General features: G+C 71.7%; 14 protein-coding genes. 7 read left to right on the top strand and 7 right to left on the bottom strand.

What is annotated here, in order from left to right; translation table 11 throughout:
• Positions 1-291: 291 nt before the first annotated feature.
• From ACZ573_RS34890 to ACZ573_RS34870, 5 genes are read right to left on the bottom strand one after another with little or no spacing between them, the layout of a single operon-like run.
• A complete protein-coding gene (locus ACZ573_RS34890; protein WP_471312313.1) occupies positions 292-1,602 on the bottom strand; it encodes a DUF58 domain-containing protein in 1,311 nt (436 codons plus the stop codon).
• Positions 1,602-2,588 (bottom strand): AAA family ATPase, encoded by a 987-nt coding sequence (locus ACZ573_RS34885; protein ID WP_471312312.1) that lies wholly within the window; start codon positions 2,586-2,588, stop codon positions 1,602-1,604. The genes ACZ573_RS34890 and ACZ573_RS34885 overlap by 1 nt, the downstream gene beginning before the upstream one ends.
• On the bottom strand, positions 2,585-3,871 hold the full coding sequence (locus ACZ573_RS34880) for a DUF4350 domain-containing protein (RefSeq protein ID WP_471312310.1): 1,287 nt from the start codon (positions 3,869-3,871) through the stop codon (positions 2,585-2,587). Before ACZ573_RS34880 ends, ACZ573_RS34885 begins: the two co-directional genes overlap by 4 nt.
• On the bottom strand, positions 3,868-4,548 hold the full coding sequence (locus tag ACZ573_RS34875) for a DUF4129 domain-containing protein (protein ID WP_471312308.1): 681 nt from the start codon (positions 4,546-4,548) through the stop codon (positions 3,868-3,870). The genes ACZ573_RS34880 and ACZ573_RS34875 overlap by 4 nt, the downstream gene beginning before the upstream one ends.
• A 7-nt stretch (positions 4,549-4,555) precedes the next feature.
• Positions 4,556-5,797: a hypothetical protein gene (locus ACZ573_RS34870; RefSeq protein WP_471312307.1), complete on the bottom strand. Its 1,242-nt coding sequence runs from the start codon at positions 5,795-5,797 to the stop codon at positions 4,556-4,558.
• Between the two features lie 324 nt (positions 5,798-6,121).
• On the opposite strand from ACZ573_RS34870, the gene mtrA reads away from it, so the two are divergent.
• From mtrA to ACZ573_RS34840, 6 genes are all read left to right on the top strand, one after another.
• Complete coding sequence (gene mtrA, locus ACZ573_RS34865) at positions 6,122-6,811, top strand: two-component system response regulator MtrA (protein ID WP_189747360.1); 690 nt, start codon at positions 6,122-6,124, stop codon at positions 6,809-6,811.
• Positions 6,812-6,833: 22 nt separating this feature from the next.
• Positions 6,834-8,777, top strand: a complete 1,944-nt coding sequence (gene mtrB / locus ACZ573_RS34860) for an MtrAB system histidine kinase MtrB (protein ID WP_471312322.1) — start codon at positions 6,834-6,836, stop codon at positions 8,775-8,777.
• Positions 8,767-10,641, top strand: a complete 1,875-nt coding sequence (locus tag ACZ573_RS34855; RefSeq protein WP_471312305.1) for an LpqB family beta-propeller domain-containing protein — start codon at positions 8,767-8,769, stop codon at positions 10,639-10,641. The genes mtrB and ACZ573_RS34855 overlap by 11 nt, the downstream gene beginning before the upstream one ends.
• Before the next feature lie 64 nt (positions 10,642-10,705).
• Positions 10,706-11,470 carry a ComF family protein gene (locus tag ACZ573_RS34850; protein WP_471312303.1) on the top strand — a complete coding sequence of 255 codons (765 nt, stop codon included), beginning with the start codon at positions 10,706-10,708 and terminating at the stop codon, positions 11,468-11,470.
• Between the two features lie 326 nt (positions 11,471-11,796).
• Entirely contained in the window at positions 11,797-12,492 is a 696-nt protein-coding gene (gene hpf, locus ACZ573_RS34845; protein WP_030010104.1) for a ribosome hibernation-promoting factor, HPF/YfiA family, read from the top strand.
• Between the two features lie 220 nt (positions 12,493-12,712).
• Positions 12,713-13,456, top strand: a complete 744-nt coding sequence (locus ACZ573_RS34840) for a response regulator (protein ID WP_382550001.1) — start codon at positions 12,713-12,715, stop codon at positions 13,454-13,456.
• A 24-nt stretch (positions 13,457-13,480) separates the two neighbouring features.
• Here the strand turns inward: ACZ573_RS34840 and ACZ573_RS34835 are convergent, their stop codons facing one another.
• Together ACZ573_RS34835 and ACZ573_RS34830 are read right to left on the bottom strand one after the other, a co-directional pair.
• Positions 13,481-14,653 carry a winged helix-turn-helix domain-containing protein gene (locus ACZ573_RS34835; protein ID WP_471312301.1) on the bottom strand — a complete coding sequence of 391 codons (1,173 nt, stop codon included), beginning with the start codon at positions 14,651-14,653 and terminating at the stop codon, positions 13,481-13,483.
• 9 nt (positions 14,654-14,662) lie between these two features.
• A complete protein-coding gene (locus tag ACZ573_RS34830; protein ID WP_471312299.1) occupies positions 14,663-15,244 on the bottom strand; it encodes a GNAT family N-acetyltransferase in 582 nt (193 codons plus the stop codon).
• 240 nt (positions 15,245-15,484) lie between these two features.
• On the opposite strand from ACZ573_RS34830, the gene secA reads away from it, so the two are divergent.
• A complete protein-coding gene (gene secA, locus ACZ573_RS34825; protein WP_471312297.1) occupies positions 15,485-18,283 on the top strand; it encodes a preprotein translocase subunit SecA in 2,799 nt (932 codons plus the stop codon).
• Positions 18,284-18,417 lie beyond the last annotated feature (134 nt).

Genomic DNA, 18,417 nt, shown 5'->3' with positions numbered 1-18,417 from the left:
TGGGAGAGTAGGACGCCGCCGAACAATCATTGTGGGAAAGCCCCGCACCAGCCCGTTCAGGGTTCGGTGCGGGGCTTTTCTGCGTTCACGGCCCGAGCGGAGCTGGGTATCCCGTCATGGACGGTCTGCTGGACCTTGCCACGAGGGGAATCGACCCGAAGAGCGGCAGCCTGTACGAAGACCCGGCACCCATGCGGTTGCGTACCTATGAGGACGAGCATGTGATGGTCTGATACCAGACCATCGAGCACCGCTGCCGGGTCTACTTCAAACGGGTCAATCTCTGATCGTTCAGAGGCGGCCGGCGGCTTTCAGGGCCAGGTAGGCGTCCGCAAGGGCCGGGGCCAGGGTGTCCGGGGTGGCGTCGACGACGTGGACGCCGTGACGGGTGAGCTGGTCGGCCGTGCGGCGGCGCTGGGACTGGGTCTGGGTGCCGGCGGCGGCCTCGTAGACCGCGTCCACCGTGCCCCGTGCATTTGTCATGGCTGCGACATGAGGGTCGGCGACCGAAGCCAGCAGGACTGTGTGGCGCTGCGTGAGGCGCGGGAGCACCGGGAGCAGGCCCTCTTCGATCGGGGCCGCGTCCAGGCTCGTCAGGAGGACCACCAGGGACCGGCGCGGGGCGTTGCGGAGGATGGTGGAGACCAGGGTCCGGGCATCCGTCTCGACGAGTTCCGGTTCCAGCGTGGCCATCGCGTTGACGAACGACGGGAGGGTGTCCGCCGCCGAGCGGCCCTGGACCTGGGCGCGGGGGCGGCGGTCGTGGGCCAGGAGGTCCACGCGGTCGCCGGCGCGGGTGGCCAGGGCGGCGAGGAGCAGGGCCGCGTCCATCGCGGAGTCCAGGCGGGGGGCGTCGCCGACGCGGCCCGCCGAGGTGCGGCCGGTGTCGAGGCAGATGAGGATGTGCCGGTCGCGTTCGGGGCGCCAGGTGCGGACGGCCACCTTGTTCTGGCGGGCCGTGGCGCGCCAGTCGATGGAACGGGTGTCGTCGCCGGGGACGTAGTCGCGGAGGCTGTCGAACTCGGTGCCCTCGCCGCGGGTCAGGACGCTCGTACGGCCGTCCAGTTCACGCAGGCGGGCCAGCCGGGACGGGAGGTGCTTGCGGCTGGTGAAGGGCGGCAGGACGCGGACGGTCCAGGGGGACACCTGGGAGCCCTGGCGGGCCCACAGGCCCAGTGGGCCGTAGGAGCGGATCGTGACGCGGTCGGCCTGGCGGTCGCCGCGGCGGGTGGGCAGCAGCCTGGTGGTCAGCCGGCGGCGCTCGCCCGCGGGGACGACCACCTCGTGGCGGGACGCGGCGCTCTCGCTGCCCGGGGGCCAGCTGCTCGGGGGCCAGGCGTCGCGGACGCGGGCCCGGAGCTTGCGGCTGCTGGGGTTGGCGACGGTGAGGTGGACCTCCGCCGGTTCGCCGAGGCGGACCGATCTGTCTCCGGAGCGGGCCAGCACGAGGCCGCGCACGGGCGCCGCCAGGGCGCAGTCGAGCGCGCAGGCCAGGGCGATCGGACCGTTGACCGCGAGCATGCCGGTCCAGCTCGGTTCGAGGAGGCCGACCGGGATGCTGCCGAGGGCCGCCAGCAGGGCGGCGCGTCCGGTGAGGGCCATCAGCGCGGTACGGGGACGTGGGAGAGGATCGCCGTGATGACGGCGTCGGCCGTGACTCCCTCCATCTCCGCTTCCGGGCGCAGCTGGACGCGGTGGCGCAGGGTCGGCAGGGCGAGGGCCTTGACGTCGTCGGGGGTGACGTAGTCGCGGCCGGTGAGCCAGGCCCAGGCGCGGGCGGTGGCCAGCAGGGCGGTCGCGCCGCGGGGGGAGACGCCGAGGGTGAGGGACGGTGATTCGCGGGTGGCGCGGCAGACGTCGACGACGTAGCCGGCGATCTCGGGGGAGACGGCGACCTCGGCGACGGCCTGGCGGGCGGCTTCGAGCTGGGCCGGGCCGGCGACGGGGCGGATGCCGGCGGCGTGCAGGTCGCGGGGGTTGAATCCGGCGGCGTGGCGGGTCAGGACCCCGATCTCGTCCTCGCGGGAGGGGAGGGGGACGGTGAGCTTGAGGAGGAAGCGGTCGAGCTGGGCTTCCGGGAGGGGGTACGTGCCCTCGTACTCGACCGGGTTCATGGTGGCGGCGACGAGGAAGGGGTCGGGGAGCTTTCGCGGTGTGCCGTCGACCGTGACCTGGCGCTCCTCCATGGCTTCGAGGAGCGAGGACTGGGTCTTGGGCGGGGTGCGGTTGATCTCGTCCGCGAGGAGGAGGTTGGTGAAGACCGGGCCGTCCTGGAAGGAGAACTCGGCGGTGCGGGCGTCGTAGACGAGGGAGCCGGTGACATCGCTCGGCATCAGGTCGGGGGTGAACTGGACGCGCTTGGTGTCGAGTTCGAGGGAGGCGGCCAGGGCCCGCACGAGGAGGGTCTTGGCGACGCCGGGGACGCCTTCGAGGAGGACGTGGCCGCGGCACAGGAGCGCGACGACGAGTCCGGTGACGGCGGAGTCCTGACCGACCACGGCCTTGCCGATCTCGGTGCGGAGCGCTTCGAGGGAAGCGCGGGCGCTGTCCGCGGTCACTGCCGTGGACTCGGTGGCCGGGTACGTCATGACGTACGGACCTCTCTTTCGAGGGCGTCGAGGTGGTCGGCGAGCGCGACGAGTGCCGCGTCGTCGGAGGGGGTGGTGCCGAAGAGGAGGGCGGCCACGTCGCGGGGCTCGCCGGACAGGCGGGCGGAGACGGCGGGGGCCAGTGCCGCGGGGTTGTGGGCCTGGGTGTGCGGTACGCCGACCAGCGCGGCGAGGCGTTCGCGGGTGGCGGCGCGCAGCACGGTGGCCGCGCGGTCGCGGGCGTCGGCCTTGCGGTAGAGGCGGGCGCGGCCCTCGGTGGCCTCGGAGGCGCGGATGGCGACGGGGAGCTTCTCTGTGACGAGGGGGCCCAGGCGCCGGGCGCGCCAGAGGGCGGCGAGGGCGGCGGCGACGAAGAGCTGGAGCAGGGCCCAGGACCAGCCGGCCGGGATGAGGTCGAGGAGGCCCTTGTCCTCGCCGGAGGGCGCGGTGTCGGGGTCGGAGTCCGCGAGGGACGGCAGGTACCAGACGAGGTTCGGGCGGGAGCCGAGGAGTTGGAGGGCGAGGGAGGCGTTGCCCTCGTCGGCGAGGGACTCGTTGAGGAGGATCGTCTCGGAGCCGAGGAGGACGGTGTCGCCGCCGGTGGGGCCGGTGGGGAGGACGAGGAGGGTGGGGTGGCCGCCGCTGGGGTAGCAGGCGGTGGCCCCGCGGAGGGTGGTCGTGTAGCGGAGGCCGCCGCCGGTGTCGGCGCGGCCGGCCGAGGTGGCGGCGGGCAGGGTGCAGCCGGGGTCGGGGCGGTCGGTGCCGGCGTCGCCCGCGGTGTGCACGCCGGGGGAGAGGTCGGTGAGGCTGTGGCTGCTGGGGGCGAGGAGGACGGTGCGGCCGCCGGAGAGGTCGATGGCCGAGCGGATGACGCCGCGCTGGGTGGCGCCGAGCCGGTCGGGGTCGGTGACCAGGAGGGTGGTGCGGGGGCCTGCGGCGTCGGCGGCCTCGCGGGCGGTGGTGACGACGCGGGTGGTGACGCCGCGTTCCTTCAGGAGCTCGGCGACGGCGCGGCTGCCGAAGGGGTCGGTGGTGCGCGGGTCGAGGTAGCCGTGGCGGGTGCCGGCGCTGAGGGCGGCCATGGCGATGGCGCCGGCGGCGAGGACGGCCACGGCGGCGAGGGCGCGGCGGATCTGGCGCAGGCGCCGGGTGCGCGCGTCGCCGGCCGCGGCTGCGGCGGGTGCGGGGGCGTGGCCGGGGGCGCTGCCCCCGGACTCCGGCGCATCGGGCGTCGGCGGGGCCGGAGTTGCCGTCGGCGGGGCCGGATCGGTCGGGCCGGTCATGCGGTGGGTCCCGTCAGCAGCGGCTTCGCGCGGTCCAGGGTGAGGTCGAGGGTGCGCAGGCGGGCGTACGTGTCGGCGTCGGCGGTGCGGCCGCCGTAGGTGACGTCGTCGAAAGTACGGGCGGCGGCGTGGAGTTCCGCGGCGTGGTCGGGGAGGGAGACCGCGGCTTCGGCGGCGGCCTCGTCGGCGGTGCGTCCGGGGCGCGGGTCGAGCAGGGTGCGCTCCTCCAGGGAGCGGACGACGGCGCGCATGCGTTCCTGGACGGCTTCGGTCCAGCGGCCGGCGGCGGCGTGGGCTTCGGCGGCGGTGCGGTGGTCGGCGGCGCTGCGGGTGCCGTCGGCGAAGAGGACGCCGGCGCCGGCGGTGATCCGGCCGGGGGTGCCGAGGCGCCACCAGAGGGCGCCGACGGCGAGGATCACGAGCAGGAGGATCACGAGGAGGCCGAAGCCGCCTCCGGGGGTCGCCCCGGAGGCGGCGCCGAGCATGTCGTCGAGCCAGTCGAAGAACTTGCGGATGGCGCGGTCGAACAGGCTCGGGTCGTTCTCGTGGTACATCGGCTTGGACAGTTCGCGCTCGGCCGCTTCCCTGGCGGGTTCGCGCGGTGTCGTCACCGGTGGTGTCTCGGCGCTCGGCAGGAGTGCCGTGGCGCGGGTGATGAGGCCCCCCGTACTCATCATCTGTGCGTCAGCCTCCGGTCGTGCCGTAGTTCTCGAGGCCGGCGGCCCGGGCGAGCTCCAGGTCGAGTCCCTCGCGGCGGATGCGCTGGTCGACGTAGAGGAGCACGGTGACGCCGGACTGGAAGGGCATGACGATGGTCTGCGCGATGATCAGGCCGATCGCGGGGGCGATCAGTGCGCCCCAGCTGTTCATTCCGCTGCCGTCCGCCATGGCGTCGAGGCCGCCGCTGAAGGCGAAGAGGCTGGCGATCTGGAACGGGGCCACGATCATCCCCGAGATGAAGAAGGCGATGACGGTGGTGAGCAGCGTGATGCCGAAGATGCGCCACCAGGTGTTCTTGACGAGCTTCGAGGAGCGCGCGAAGGCCTTGAGGACGGTGCTCTTCTCCAGCATGAGGGCGGGCGAGGCCAGGGTGAACTTGATGCCCAGCCAGACCAGGAGCGGCAGCCACACGACGAAGCCGAGGATGGCGAGGCCGACGGCGTCGGCGAGGACGCCCGGCAGGATCAGCACGGCGCCGAGCAGGATGGCGCCGAGGGCCATCAGCAGAGTGAGCCCCATCAGGCGCAGCAGCTGGGGGCGGGACTCGCGCCAGGCGTCGGAGACCGAGGAGTGCTGGCCGAGCACGGCGCGGCTGAAGACCATCGTGAGCATCGCGGTGACCACGATGGTTCCGATGACCTGGATGAACTGGATCACCGCGGACGCGGCGAAGGTGCTGCCGAGCGAGTCGAAGACCTCCTCGGGGCCGGCGTTCGGGTCCGTGGCGAAGGCGAGGTCGTCCAGCATGAACTTCTGGACGATCACGCTGATCACCTGGACGACGGTGGCCACGACGAGGGTGATCGGCAGTACCGCGCGCCAGTGGGTGCGCATGGTGGCGACCGCGCCGTCGAGGATCTCGCCGAGGCCCAGGGGCCGCAGGGGGATCACTCCGGGCTTGGCGGCGGGGGGCTGGCCCCACTGGCCGGGGCCGCCCGGGTAGCCGTGCTGGGGGCCGTACCCGCCCGCCTGAGGGGTACCTGGCTGCTGCCCCCAGCCCGTGGTGGGCTGCGGCTGTGCCTGCGGGGCCTCGGGCGGGGTGCCCGGGCTCGACCACTGACCGGGCGGTGGCTGCTCGGCGGACCACTTCGGGTCGCCGGCGGGCGGTGTGGGCTGGGCGGGCTGCTGCGCGCCGCTTTCGGTGCCCGGCCGCTCGCCGTCGGACGGAGAGGATCCGGGCGAAGCCCAGCCCGGAGAGTCGTTCATCGTCACTCCTTCATGTGCGCCTGCCGCGGCGGGGCGCTGGTCGCTGCCATCGTGCCACGTGGGGGGCCCGAACGGAGTAGGGGGTGGGCGGCGGATCGGGTGCGGTGGCGGGGTGGGAGGGGGGTGGAAAGGGTCGGTCCGGGGCGATCCTGACCGGTCTGAAGGTCCCGGGCGGTGCTGCGGGGTCTTCGATGCCCGTACCTTCAATAGTCGCCCCGTTCGGGGGCAGACTGGTGGAGCTGATCTCGACGCAGGTCCGAGGGGCGATTTCCAGCCCTTTTGGCTGTGGGACAGCTCACCGCCGGGTAACGATTAGCTAATGGGATGATGTCAACCATGAAGGGACGCGTCCTTGTCGTCGACGACGACACCGCGCTGGCCGAGATGCTCGGCATTGTGCTGCGTGGAGAAGGTTTTGAGCCGTCGTTCGTAGCGGACGGTGACAAGGCACTTGCTGCCTTCCGGGAGGCGAAGCCGGACCTGGTGCTGCTCGACCTCATGCTGCCCGGGAGGGACGGCATAGAGGTCTGCCGCCTGATCCGGGCCGAGTCAGGCGTGCCGATCGTCATGCTCACCGCGAAGAGCGACACGGTCGATGTCGTCGTGGGTCTGGAGTCCGGGGCCGACGACTACATCGTCAAGCCGTTCAAGCCGAAGGAGCTGGTGGCCCGTATCCGGGCCCGTCTGCGCCGCTCGGAGGAGCCCGCGCCCGAGCAGCTGGCCATCGGTGACCTGGTCATCGACGTGGCCGGGCACTCGGTCAAGCGGGACGGTGCCTCGATCGCGCTGACCCCGCTCGAGTTCGACCTGCTGGTCGCGCTCGCGCGCAAGCCCTGGCAGGTCTTCACCCGTGAGGTGCTGCTGGAGCAGGTCTGGGGCTACCGGCACGCGGCGGACACCCGCCTGGTCAACGTGCATGTGCAGCGTCTGCGCTCCAAGGTCGAGAAGGACCCGGAGCGCCCCGAGATCGTCGTGACGGTGCGTGGTGTCGGCTACAAGGCCGGACCCAGCTGACGTGCAGTCCGGTACGTCCGGCATGTCCGGCAGGGCCCGGGGCGGCTTCCGCCCGTGGAAGCTGCGCTTCGGCCGGCTCTTCCGGGACCGGGCGTCGAGCAGCCGGGTACTGCGGCTGTTCGTACGCCTGGCGCGGCGGCCGCTGCTTCCGGCTGTCCGGCTGTGGCGGCGCAACATCCAGCTCCGCGTGGTCGCCGCCACGCTGTTGATCTCGCTCGCCGTGGTCCTCGCCCTGGGGTTCGTCGTCATCGCCCAGGTCAGCAGGGGTCTCCTCGAGGCCAAGGAGGAGGCGGCGCAGAGCCAGGCCGCGGGCGGGTTCGCGGTCGCGCAGGAGAAGGCCAACGCCCCGGCCACGGTGGACGGGCCCGACGCCACCGACAACAAGGTCGGCCGGGACGCCAGTACGTGGATGAACTCCCTGGTCAAACAGTTGGCCAGTGGTGGGCAGACGGCCTTCGAGGTCGTCGCGCTGGGTGCGGGCACGGGTGATGAGGCGCTGCCCGGGACGCAGGGCGTCAAGGGCGCCCGGGCCTCCGGCAACGTGGACCCGACCGCCAGTGTCCCGCTGCCGCTGCGCCGGGCCGTCAACCGTGCCACCGGCGCCTTCAAGACCTTCTCCGAGATCCGGTACACCAGCGGGGACGGCGCGAAGGAGCCCGAGCCGGCGCTGGTCATCGGCAAGCGGCTCTCGGACATCAACGGCGACCCGTACGACCTGTACTACCTCTTCCCGCTCACGCAGGAGGAGGAGTCCCTCAACCTGATCAAGGTCACCATCGTGACCGCCGGCCTGTTCGTCGTCGTCCTGCTCTGCGGCATCGCCTGGCTCGTCGTACGCCAGGTGGTGACCCCGGTCCGGATGGCCGCGGGCATCGCCGAGCGGCTCTCGGCCGGGCGGCTGCAGGAGCGGATGAAGGTCACCGGTGAGGACGACATCGCGCGCCTCGGCGAGGCCTTCAACAAGATGGCGCAGAACCTCCAGAACAAGATCCAGCAGCTGGAGGAGCTGTCGCGGATGCAGCGCCGCTTCGTCTCGGACGTCTCGCACGAGCTGCGCACCCCGCTGACGACGGTCCGGATGGCCGCCGACGTCATCCACGACGCCCGGGTCGACTTCGACCCGATCACCGCGCGCTCCGCCGAGCTGCTCGCCGGGCAGCTCGACCGGTTCGAGTCGCTCCTCGCCGACCTGCTGGAGATCAGCCGCTTCGACGCCGGGGCCGCAGCCCTGGAGGCCGAGCCCATCGACCTGCGTGACGTCGTCCGCCGGGTCATCGACGGCGCCGAGCCGCTCGCCGAGCACAAGGGCACCCGGATCCGGGTCCTGGGCGACACCCAGCCGGTCATCGCCGAGGCCGACGCCCGGCGGGTGGAGCGGGTGCTGCGCAATCTGGTCGTCAACGCCGTGGAGCACGGCGAGGGCCGTGACGTGGTGGTCCGGCTGGCGTCCGCGGGCGGGGCCGTCGCCGTCGCCGTACGGGACTACGGGGTCGGGCTGAAGCCCGGCGAGGCCACCCGCGTGTTCAACCGCTTCTGGCGGGCCGACCCGGCGCGGGCGCGCACGACCGGCGGGACCGGCCTCGGCCTGTCCATCGCCGTCGAGGACGCCCGGCTGCACGGTGGCTGGCTGCAGGCCTGGGGCGAGCCGGGCGGCGGCTCGCAGTTCCGTCTGACCCTGCCGCGCACGGCCGACGAGCCACTGCGGGGCTCGCCCATCCCGCTGGAGCCCGAGGACTCCCGGGCCAACCGCGCCAACCGGGCCAGGGCAGCCGCCGAGGCCGCGGGCGGCGCGGCGGAGCGTACGCCCGCCGACGCGGGCGACCGCTCGTCGATACCGCCGCGCTCGCCCGTCGCCGGAGCGATGCCGGTGCCCGCCGACCCGACGGCCCTGCCGGGGAACGGGGCCCGGGTCGTGGCCCGCCCGGCCGAGCAGGCACAACAGGAGGACCGAGCCGATGGACGCTGAGCCCTTGGACGCGCGGGCGGGGCGTGCGCGGGTGCGGCGCCGGCGGCTGCGCGTCGTACGGGCGTACGCCTTCGGTGCGGCGGGGCTGCTGCTCGCGGGCTGCGCCTCCATGCCGGACCGGGGCGACATCCGCCCGGTGCAGGCTTCGCAGGGCGTGGATTCGCAGGTCCGGGTGTTCGGCGTACCACCCGCGGACAAGGCCAGCCCGGCGGAGATCGTCGACGGCTTCCTGGAGGCGATGACCAGCGACGACCCGCAGCTGGAGACGGCCCGCAAGTACCTCACCGAGGCCGCGGCGAAGAGCTGGAAGCCCGGCTCGGCCGTCACCGTGCTCTCCTCCGGGCTCAACCGGGTTCCCAACCGTGGCGAGAAGGACCCGGACGGGCCCCGCTGGAAAGTGACCGGCAAGAAGCTCGCGACCGTCGACGAGCACAGCGCGTACCAGCCGCAGACCGGGGCCAGGGAGTACGAGGAGTTCCTCCAGCTCGTCCAGAACGAGGACAAGCAGTGGCGGATCTCGACCCCGCCGAGCGGGCTCGTGCTCAGCGAGTCGGACTTCCAGCGCATCTACATGCCGGTCAACAAGTACTACTTCGCGGGCGGCACGCTCGTCGCCGATCCCGTCTACGTGCGCCAGCGCACCGACCCGGACTCGCGGATGGACCCGACCACGCAGACCGTGCAGTCGCTGCTGGCCGGGCCGTCCCGGTGGCTCGCCCCGGTCGTGGAGTCCAGCTTCCCCACCGGTACGGAACTGAGCCCGGGCACCAAGTCCCTTTCGTACGACGGGCAGAACACGCTGCGCGTGCCGCTCAACGAGAAGGCCGAGAACGTCGCGCAGCCGCAGTGCAAGAAGATGGCCACCCAACTCCTGTACACGGTCAAGGATCTGACGGGCTCCCGGCTCGACCAGGTCGAACTGGTGCGGGCGGGCGGCAAGTCGACGTCGCTGTGTTCGGTGAGCGAGGTGAGCGCGGCCGCGATCGCGGGCCGGCCCAAGATTCCCGAGTTCCAGTACTTCGTCGACAACGACAAGCGGCTGGTCCGGATGAAGCTGGACACGAGCAGCGAGGACCAGCAGGCCAAGCCCGAACCGGTGCCGGGGCCGCTGGCCACCCCGCCCGGGTTCAAGGTGAGGTCGGCGGCGGTCTCGCACGACGAGCGGCGCGCGGCCGTGATCTCCGAGGACGAGCACGCGCTGTACGTCGTGGCGCTGGTCGGGAGCGGGGCGATGCCGCAGCCGCTGCCGATCGGCAAGGGCGGCAAGGCGCCGATGCTGACCGCGCCCAGCTGGGACGCTTCGGGTGATCTGTGGGTCGCGGACCGCGATCCGCAGTCCCCGGGGCTGTGGCGGGTGCCCGGTGGTGCCGGAACGCCGGAGAAGGTACAGGTGGCGGGGCTCGACGGGCGGAAGATCGCTTCGCTGAAGGCGTCCGCCGACGGGGCGCGGATCGCGCTGCTGGTGGAGCAGCCCGACGGCAACAAGGTCCTGTACGTCGGGCGGATCGAGCGGCCCGACGGCAAGAGCGACTCCTCGGCGGTGTCGGTGCGCGAGCTGCGTCCGGCGGCCCCGCAGATGGTCGATGTGACGGCGATGAGCTGGGCGCCGCGCGGGCGGCTGCTCGTGGTGGGCCGGGAGAACGGCGGCGTGCAGCAGGCCCGCTACATGCTGGCCGACGGTTCGATGGTCGCGGCGAGTCTGCCCGGGGCCACCGGGCTCTCGGAGGTGGCGGTCGCGGCCACGGAGGACGAGGCGAAGCCGAAGCCGGTGGTCGCGTACTCGGAGGACGGGATCGTGTGGCTGCCGCCGGGGGCGCAGTGGCGCACGGTGGCGGGCGGCCGGTCTCCGGTGTACCCGGGCTGACCTCGCCGCGCGCGGGTCGTCCACAGGGGTCGCGGGCGGTGGCCCCGCCCGTCAGTGTGGAGTCATGCGTGGATGGTGCCAGGAGCTCGCCGGGCTGGTCCTGCCGGTCGACTGCGCCGGCTGCGGGGCGGTCCGGGTGCTCGTGTGCGCCGGGTGCCGCGATGCGCTGAGCGGGGCCGGGGAGGGGCCGGTGCGGCCGTCTCCGCGGCCCGCGGGGCTGCCGGGGGTACGGGCCGCCGCGGTCTACGAGGGGGCCGTACGGAGCCTCCTGCTGGCGCACAAGGAGCGCGGGGCGCTGCCGCTGGCCGGGGTGCTCGGCGCTGCGCTGGCGGCGGCCGTCCTGGCGGGCGGTTCCGGCGGCGGGGACGGCCGGGGCGGCGCGGACGGCTTCGGCGGCGCGGGGGACGTGGTGCTGGTCCCGGTCCCGTCGGCGCGGCGGCAGGTCCGGGCGCGCGGGCACGATCCGGCGCGCAGGATCGCGCTCGCGGCCGCGGCGCGGCTGCGGCGGGCCGGTGTTCCCGCGCGCGTGGCGCCCGTACTGGGGCTGCGGCGGGCGGTGGCGGACCAGGCGGGGCTGGGGGCCCGGCAGCGCCGGGAGAACCTCACGGGGGCGCTGGCGGTGCGCCGGGGCGGACGGCGGCTCACGGCCGGGGCGGCCAGGACCGTGCTCGTGGACGACCTGATCACCACGGGGGCGACGCTGGCGGAGGCGGCCCGGGCGGTGCGTGCCGCGGGGCTGGTGGCGGGCCCGGGGGCGGTGCTGGGGGCGGCTGTGGTGGCCGCGCCGGCGGACTCCTTCAGGCCGATCGAACGGCCGCCACGCGTTTGAGCAACTCGGACAGAACAAAAATCTTGTGAATAGATTTGGAACTGGCGGGGAAGGCCCATCGTTGCAGGTAGTAAGAGGGAACAGCCACCTGACTGGAAGTACATTCCGGTAGCGGGTGCCGACAACCGTCATAGAGGGATATGTTCGGTTGTAAGGAACTCAGGAGGCTGTCTCTCGACTCCGAAGTCGGTGGGGTGTTGATCTTGCCGATGGGGGAGGAGGAGGTGAAAGTCGCCAAGTCCGAGGCTCCGGCCTTCACCGGAGTCTGGTGCGAAAGGGAGACGCTTCGCCCCGTCGGGCGGAGCTATCCGGGAACGGAGTTCTGCGTGGACATCGTCGTCAAGGGCCGCAAGACCGAGGTGCCCGAGCGGTTCCGCAAGCACGTGGCCGAGAAGCTGAATCCGGAGCGGATCCAGAAGCTCGACGCCAAGGTGATCAGCTTGGACGTCGAGGTGTCCAAGGAGCACAACCCGCGCCAGGCCGACCGTTCCGACCGCGTGGAGATCACCCTGCGTTCGCGGGGCCCGGTGATCCGTGCCGAGGCCGCCGCCGCCGACGCGTACGCGGCGCTGGACCTCGCTCAGGACAAGCTGGAGGCCCGGCTGCGCAAGCAGCACGACAAGCGTTACACCCGCCGTGGCAACGGCCGGCTCTCGGCGGCGGAGGTCGCCGACGTGGTGCCGGGCGTCGCATCGCTGAACGGCAGTGGTCAGCCGGTGTCGGAGGAGAAGACGGACGGGGTGCCGATCACCCGGATCGGATCCCTGGAGGTACAGGGCGAAGGCCCGCTCATCGTCCGCGAGAAGACCCACTCGGCGGCACCCATGTCGCTCGACCAGGCTCTGTACGAGATGGAACTGGTCGGCCACGACTTCTATCTGTTCGTCGACTCCGAGACGAAGTTGCCGAGTGTCGTCTATCGCCGTCATGCCTACGACTACGGCGTCATCCACGTGAACCCCGACGGTGCCTCCAGCTCGGAGGAGCCGCGGGGCGGCGCCGGTGGCGCGCTCGGCGGCTGAGCCGCGGCCCAGGCCGGGCACATCTGTTCATCGCCCCCGCGCAGGCGCTCCGGCGCCTGTGCGGGGGCATCTGCATGACGGGCGTGCGACGGGTATGCGCCAGGTGGCTCACTTTTGGCCCCCGGGCCATGGTGCGGGCATGGAATCATGGCGTGCAGTCAACCGGCTGCGGTGTGTGTCCGGTTGGCCCAGCAGCTGAGCACATGCAGGGGGAGGAACGATGGCGGACAGCTTCGGGCCGGTGCGCGGGGACGGCGGCGTCGCGGGCTGCCGCGGGACGGACCCGTCGCAGGAGACCGCCCGGGAGCCCATCAGGGTGCTCGTGGTCGACGACCACGCGCTCTTCAGGCGGGGACTGGAGATCGTCCTCGCGCAGGAGGAGGACATCCAGGTCGTGGGCGAGGCCGGGGACGGGGCGGAAGCCGTGGACAAGGCGGCCGACCTGCTTCCGGACATCGTGCTGATGGACGTGCGGATGCCCCGGCGCGGCGGCATCGAGGCGTGCACCTCGATCAAGGAGGTGGCCCCCTCCGCGAAGATCATCATGCTGACGATCAGCGACGAGGAGGCGGACCTCTACGACGCGATCAAGGCGGGCGCGACCGGGTACCTCCTGAAGGAGATCTCGACGGACGAGGTGGCCACGGCGATCCGGGCGGTGGCGGACGGCCAGTCGCAGATCAGCCCGTCGATGGCGTCGAAACTGCTCACCGAGTTCAAGTCGATGATCCAGCGGACCGACGAGCGGCGGCTGGTGCCCGCGCCGCGGCTGACGGACCGGGAGCTGGAGGTCCTGAAACTGGTGGCCACCGGTATGAACAACCGTGATATCGCCAAGGAGTTGTTCATTTCCGAGAACACCGTGAAGAACCACGTGCGCAACATCCTGGAGAAACTGCAGCTGCACTCCAGGATGGAGGCCGTGGTCTACGCGATGCGGGAAAAGATCCTCGAAATCCGCTAGCGCCCAGCGCTCAGCGCCCGGATCCTAGAGCGCGGCCAGTTCCGCGGTGACGGCCGCCGCTTCCGCGGGCGAGCTCGCGCGCTCGACGCGCACGTCCTCGCAGCCGACCCATTCCGCCGCCTCCCGCAGGGCCCGCGCCATCGGGCCCGCGGCCTTCGGGGAGGTCAGCGAGAGCTGTCGGGCGACCAGCGTGCGGCCCTCGCGGGCCGGGTCGACGCGGCCCTGGAGCCGGCCGGCCGCCAGCAGCGGCATCGCGAAGTACCCGTGTATCCGCTTCGGCTTGGGCACGTAAGCCTCCAGGCGGTGCGTGAAACCGAAGATCCGCTCCGTCCGGGGACGGTCCCAGACCAGGGAGTCGAAGGGCGAGAGCAGCGTCGTGCGGTGGCGGCCCCTGGGGGCCTCCGCGAGCGCCGCCGGGTCCGCCCAGGCCGGCTTGGACCAGCCCTCCACCTCGACCGGTACCAGCCCGGAGTCCGCGACCACCGCGTCGAACTCCTCGCCCTTGAGGCGGTGGTAGTCCGCGATGTCGGCGCGGGTGCCGACGCCCAGGGACCGGCCCGCCAAGGCCACCAGGCGGCGTACGCACTCGCGGTCGTCCAGGTCGTCGTGGAGCAGCGCGTCGGGAACGGCCCGCTCGGGGAGGTCGTAGACCCGCTTCCAGCCGCGGCGCTCGCTGCACACCACCTCGCCGGTGTCCAGCAGCCACTCCACCGCGATCTTGGTCTCGGACCATTCGAACCACTCGCCGCCGTTCTTGGCGCCGCCCAGCTCGGTGGAGGTCAGCGGGCCGTCCGCCTTCAGCCGGTCGAGGACCGCCCGCGTCGAGCGCTCCTTGTCCTGGAGGACGTGCCAGCGGTGGCCGCGCGCCCGGCGGGCCCGGCGGCGGAACGCGAAATGCGGCCATTCCTCGATCGGCAGGATGCAGGCGGCGTGCGACCAGTACTCGAAGGCGTGCCGGTCCGACCAGTACGCCCGCTCCACGGTGTCCCGGCCCACCGCGCCCAGGCGCGCGTACGGGATCAGCTCGTGCGAGCGGGCCAGGACCGAGATGGTGTCCAGCTGCACGGCGCCCAGGTGGCGCAGGACCCCCCGGACCCCGCCGCGCCGGTCGGGTGCCCCGATGAAGCCCTGCGCGCGCAGGGCGATGCGCCGGGCGTCGTCGGCGGACAGGGAGAGCGAAGCGGTGCCCGAAGTCATCCCCGAAGACTAGGACGTGCCACTGACAGCGGGCAGGTACGGCAGTCGCGAGGTCAGGCCCAGGTCTGAGGGGAGGAGGGCGCCGACCCAGCAGTCGCGGTTGGTGCCGCGGTGGACGATGCCGGCCCGCAGGATGCCCTCGACCTGGAAGCCGGCCTTCTCGGCCACGGCGCGGGAGCCCGCGTTGCCCACCTCGGCGCGCCATTCCAGCCGCCCGATGCCCAGCTCGGTGAAGGCCCAGCGGGCGACGGCCAGGACCGCCTCGGTCATGTAGCCCCGGCCGCGGTGTTCCTTGACCGCCCAGTAGCCGATCTCGGTGCTCTCCGCGGTGTGGATGTGCACGCCGACGGCCGCGACCAGGGGGCCCTCGGCCCCGAGGCGTACGGCGAAGGCGAAGGCCGTGCCGTCGCGCCAGCCGTTCGGCACGGTCTCGTTCACATAGGTGTGCGCGTGCTCGCGCTCATAGGGGGAGGGCACGAGCGTCCAGCGCTGGACGTCCGGATCCCGGGCCGCCGCATACAGCTCGTCCTCGTCCGACGGGACGAAAGGCCGCAATACCAATCGGTCCGTGCTGAGTGTCTGGGGTTCCATGAACGAATTCTGCTGCCGTGCCGGTATCCGCGGCGAACAATTTTCGGTGATCCCTCCGGGCGATGCGGCACCTTCGGTGTCCCCCGTACGTTCTCAATCCGGGCACCCGTGCCCTCACGGGAACGGCGGACCTCCCGACGCGGCCACGTCCTCGCTTACGATGGCCGTTGCGGTGGGGCCCACCTGCCGTGCCCGTGTACGTACAGTGCCCAGGCCCGACCGGCAAGGAGACAAACCTCGGTGTCCGTCTTCAACAAGCTCATGCGTGCAGGCGAAGGCAAGATCCTGCGCAAACTGCACCGCATCGCGGACCAGGTCAACTCCATCGAAGAGGACTTCGTCAACCTCTCCGACGCCGAGTTGCGTGCGCTCACGGACGAGTACAAGCAGCGTTTCCAGGACGGCGAGAGCCTGGACGACCTGCTGCCCGAGGCCTTCGCGACCGTACGCGAGGCCGCGAAGCGCGTCCTCGGCCAGCGGCACTACGACGTCCAGATCATGGGTGGCGCGGCGCTGCACCTCGGCTACGTGGCCGAGATGAAGACCGGTGAGGGCAAGACCCTCGTCGGCACGCTGCCCGCGTACCTGAACGCGCTGTCCGGCAAGGGCGTCCACCTGATCACGGTGAACGACTACCTCGCCGAGCGTGACTCCGAGCTGATGGGCCGGGTGCACAAGTTCCTCGGCCTGGAGGTCGGCTGCATCCTGGCGAACATGTCGCCCGCGCAGCGCCGCGAGCAGTACAACTGCGACATCACCTACGGCACGAACAACGAGTTCGGCTTCGACTACCTGCGCGACAACATGGCGTGGTCCCAGGACGAGCTCGTCCAGCGCGGCCACAACTTCGCCGTGGTCGACGAGGTCGACTCCATCCTCGTCGACGAGGCCCGTACCCCGCTGATCATCTCCGGCCCCGCCGACCAGGCCACGAAGTGGTACGGCGACTTCGCGAAGCTGGTGACCCGCCTGACCAAGGGCGAGGCCGGCCAGCCGCTGAAGGGCATCGAGGAGACCGGCGACTACGAGGTCGACGAGAAGAAGCGCACCGTCGCCATCCACGAGTCCGGTGTCGCCAAGGTCGAGGACTGGCTCGGCATCGAGAACCTCTACGAGTCGGTGAACACCCCGCTCGTCGGTTACCTCAACAACGCGATCAAGGCCAAGGAGCTCTTCAAGGCCGACAAGGACTACGTCGTCATCGACGGCGAAGTCATGATCGTCGACGAGCACACCGGCCGCATCCTCGCCGGCCGCCGCTACAACGAGGGCATGCACCAGGCGATCGAGGCGAAGGAAGGGGTGGACATCAAGGACGAGAACCAGACCCTCGCCACGATCACCCTGCAGAACTTCTTCCGCCTCTACTCGAAGCTGTCGGGCATGACCGGTACGGCCATGACCGAGGCCGCCGAGTTCCACCAGATCTACAAGCTCGGTGTCGTCCCGATCCCGACCAACCGCGACATGGTCCGCAAGGACCAGCCGGACCTGATCTACCGGACCGAGGTCGCGAAGTTCGCCGCCGTCGTCGACGACATCGCGGAGAAGCACGAGAAGGGCCAGCCGATCCTCGTCGGTACGACGTCGGTCGAGAAGTCCGAGTACCTCTCCCAGCAGCTCTCCAAGCGCGGCATCCCGCACGAGGTGCTCAACGCCAAGCAGCACGACCGTGAGGCGACGATCGTCGCCCAGGCCGGCCGCCGGGGCGCGGTCACGGTCGCCACGAACATGGCCGGCCGCGGTACCGACATCAAGCTCGGCGGCAACCCGGACGACCTCGCCGAGGCCGAGCTGCGCCAGCAGGGCCTGGACCCCGAGGAGCACATCGAGGAGTGGGCGCACGCCCTCCCCGCGGCGCTGACCCGGGCCGAGGCCGCGGTGAAGGCGGAGTTCGAGGAGGTCAAGGAGCTCGGCGGGCTGTACGTGCTGGGCACCGAGCGCCACGAGTCGCGCCGTATCGACAACCAGCTGCGCGGCCGCTCCGGCCGACAGGGCGACCCGGGCGAGTCCCGCTTCTACCTGTCGCTGGGCGACGACCTGATGCGCCTGTTCAAGGCGCAGATGGTCGAGCGCGTCATGGCGATGGCGAACGTCCCCGACGACGTGCCGATCGAGAACAAGATGGTGACGCGCGCGATCGCGTCGGCCCAGTCGCAGGTGGAGACCCAGAACTTCGAGACGCGCAAGAACGTCCTGAAGTACGACGAGGTCCTCAACAACCAGCGTGAGGTCATCTACGGCGAGCGCCGCCGCGTCCTGGAGGGCGAGGACCTGCAGGAGCAGGTGCGCCACATGATGGACGACACCATCGACGCGTACATCGCGGCCGAGACGGTCGAGGGCTTCGCCGAGGAGTGGGACCTGGAGCGCCTGTGGGGCGCCTTCCGGCAGCTCTACCCGGTGAAGGTCACCATCGAGGAGCTGGAGGAGGCCGCGGGCGACCGTGCGGGCATCACCGCCGAGTTCATCGCGGAGTCCGTCAAGGACGACATCCACGAGCAGTACGAGACGCGCGAGAAGACGCTCGGCTCCGAGATCATGCGCGAGCTGGAGCGGCGCGTGGTCCTGTCGGTGCTCGACCGCAAGTGGCGTGAGCACCTGTACGAGATGGACTACCTGCAGGAGGGCATCGGCCTGCGGGCCATGGCCCAGAAGGACCCGCTGGTCGAGTACCAGCGCGAGGGCTTCGACATGTTCAACGCCATGCAGGAAGGCATCAAGGAGGAGTCCGTCGGCTACCTGTTCAACCTGGAGGTCCAGGTCGAACAGCAGGTCGAGGAGCTTCCGGTGCAGGACACGGCGCCGTCGCTGACGAAGGAGCCGGCAGGGGCGCGTCCGGAAATCCGGGCGAAGGGGCTGGACGCTCCGCAGCGGCCGGACCGGCTGCACTTCTCCGCTCCGACGGTGGACGGGGAGGGCGGTGTCATCGAGGGCGACTTCGAGAGTGACGCTGCCGGTGGTGAGGGCGACGGGATGACGCGGGCGGAGCGGCGCAAGGCGCAGAAGGCCGCGGGCGGGCGTCGCCGGAAGAAGTAACCCTCCGCAGGGTCGCGCGTGAGGCATCGGCCGGGGGAGGAAAACAGGGGGGGTCCTGTCCCCACCGCCTTTTTTTCGGCGTCACCTCTTGGGGGGGGGAGAGCCGAACCACCTCACCCCACCACACCCCACAC

This window comes from Streptomyces sp. NPDC040545, assembly GCF_055595065.1.
Note: the sequence above shows the minus strand (reverse complement) of the source record. Positions and strands in the feature narration are given on the sequence as shown.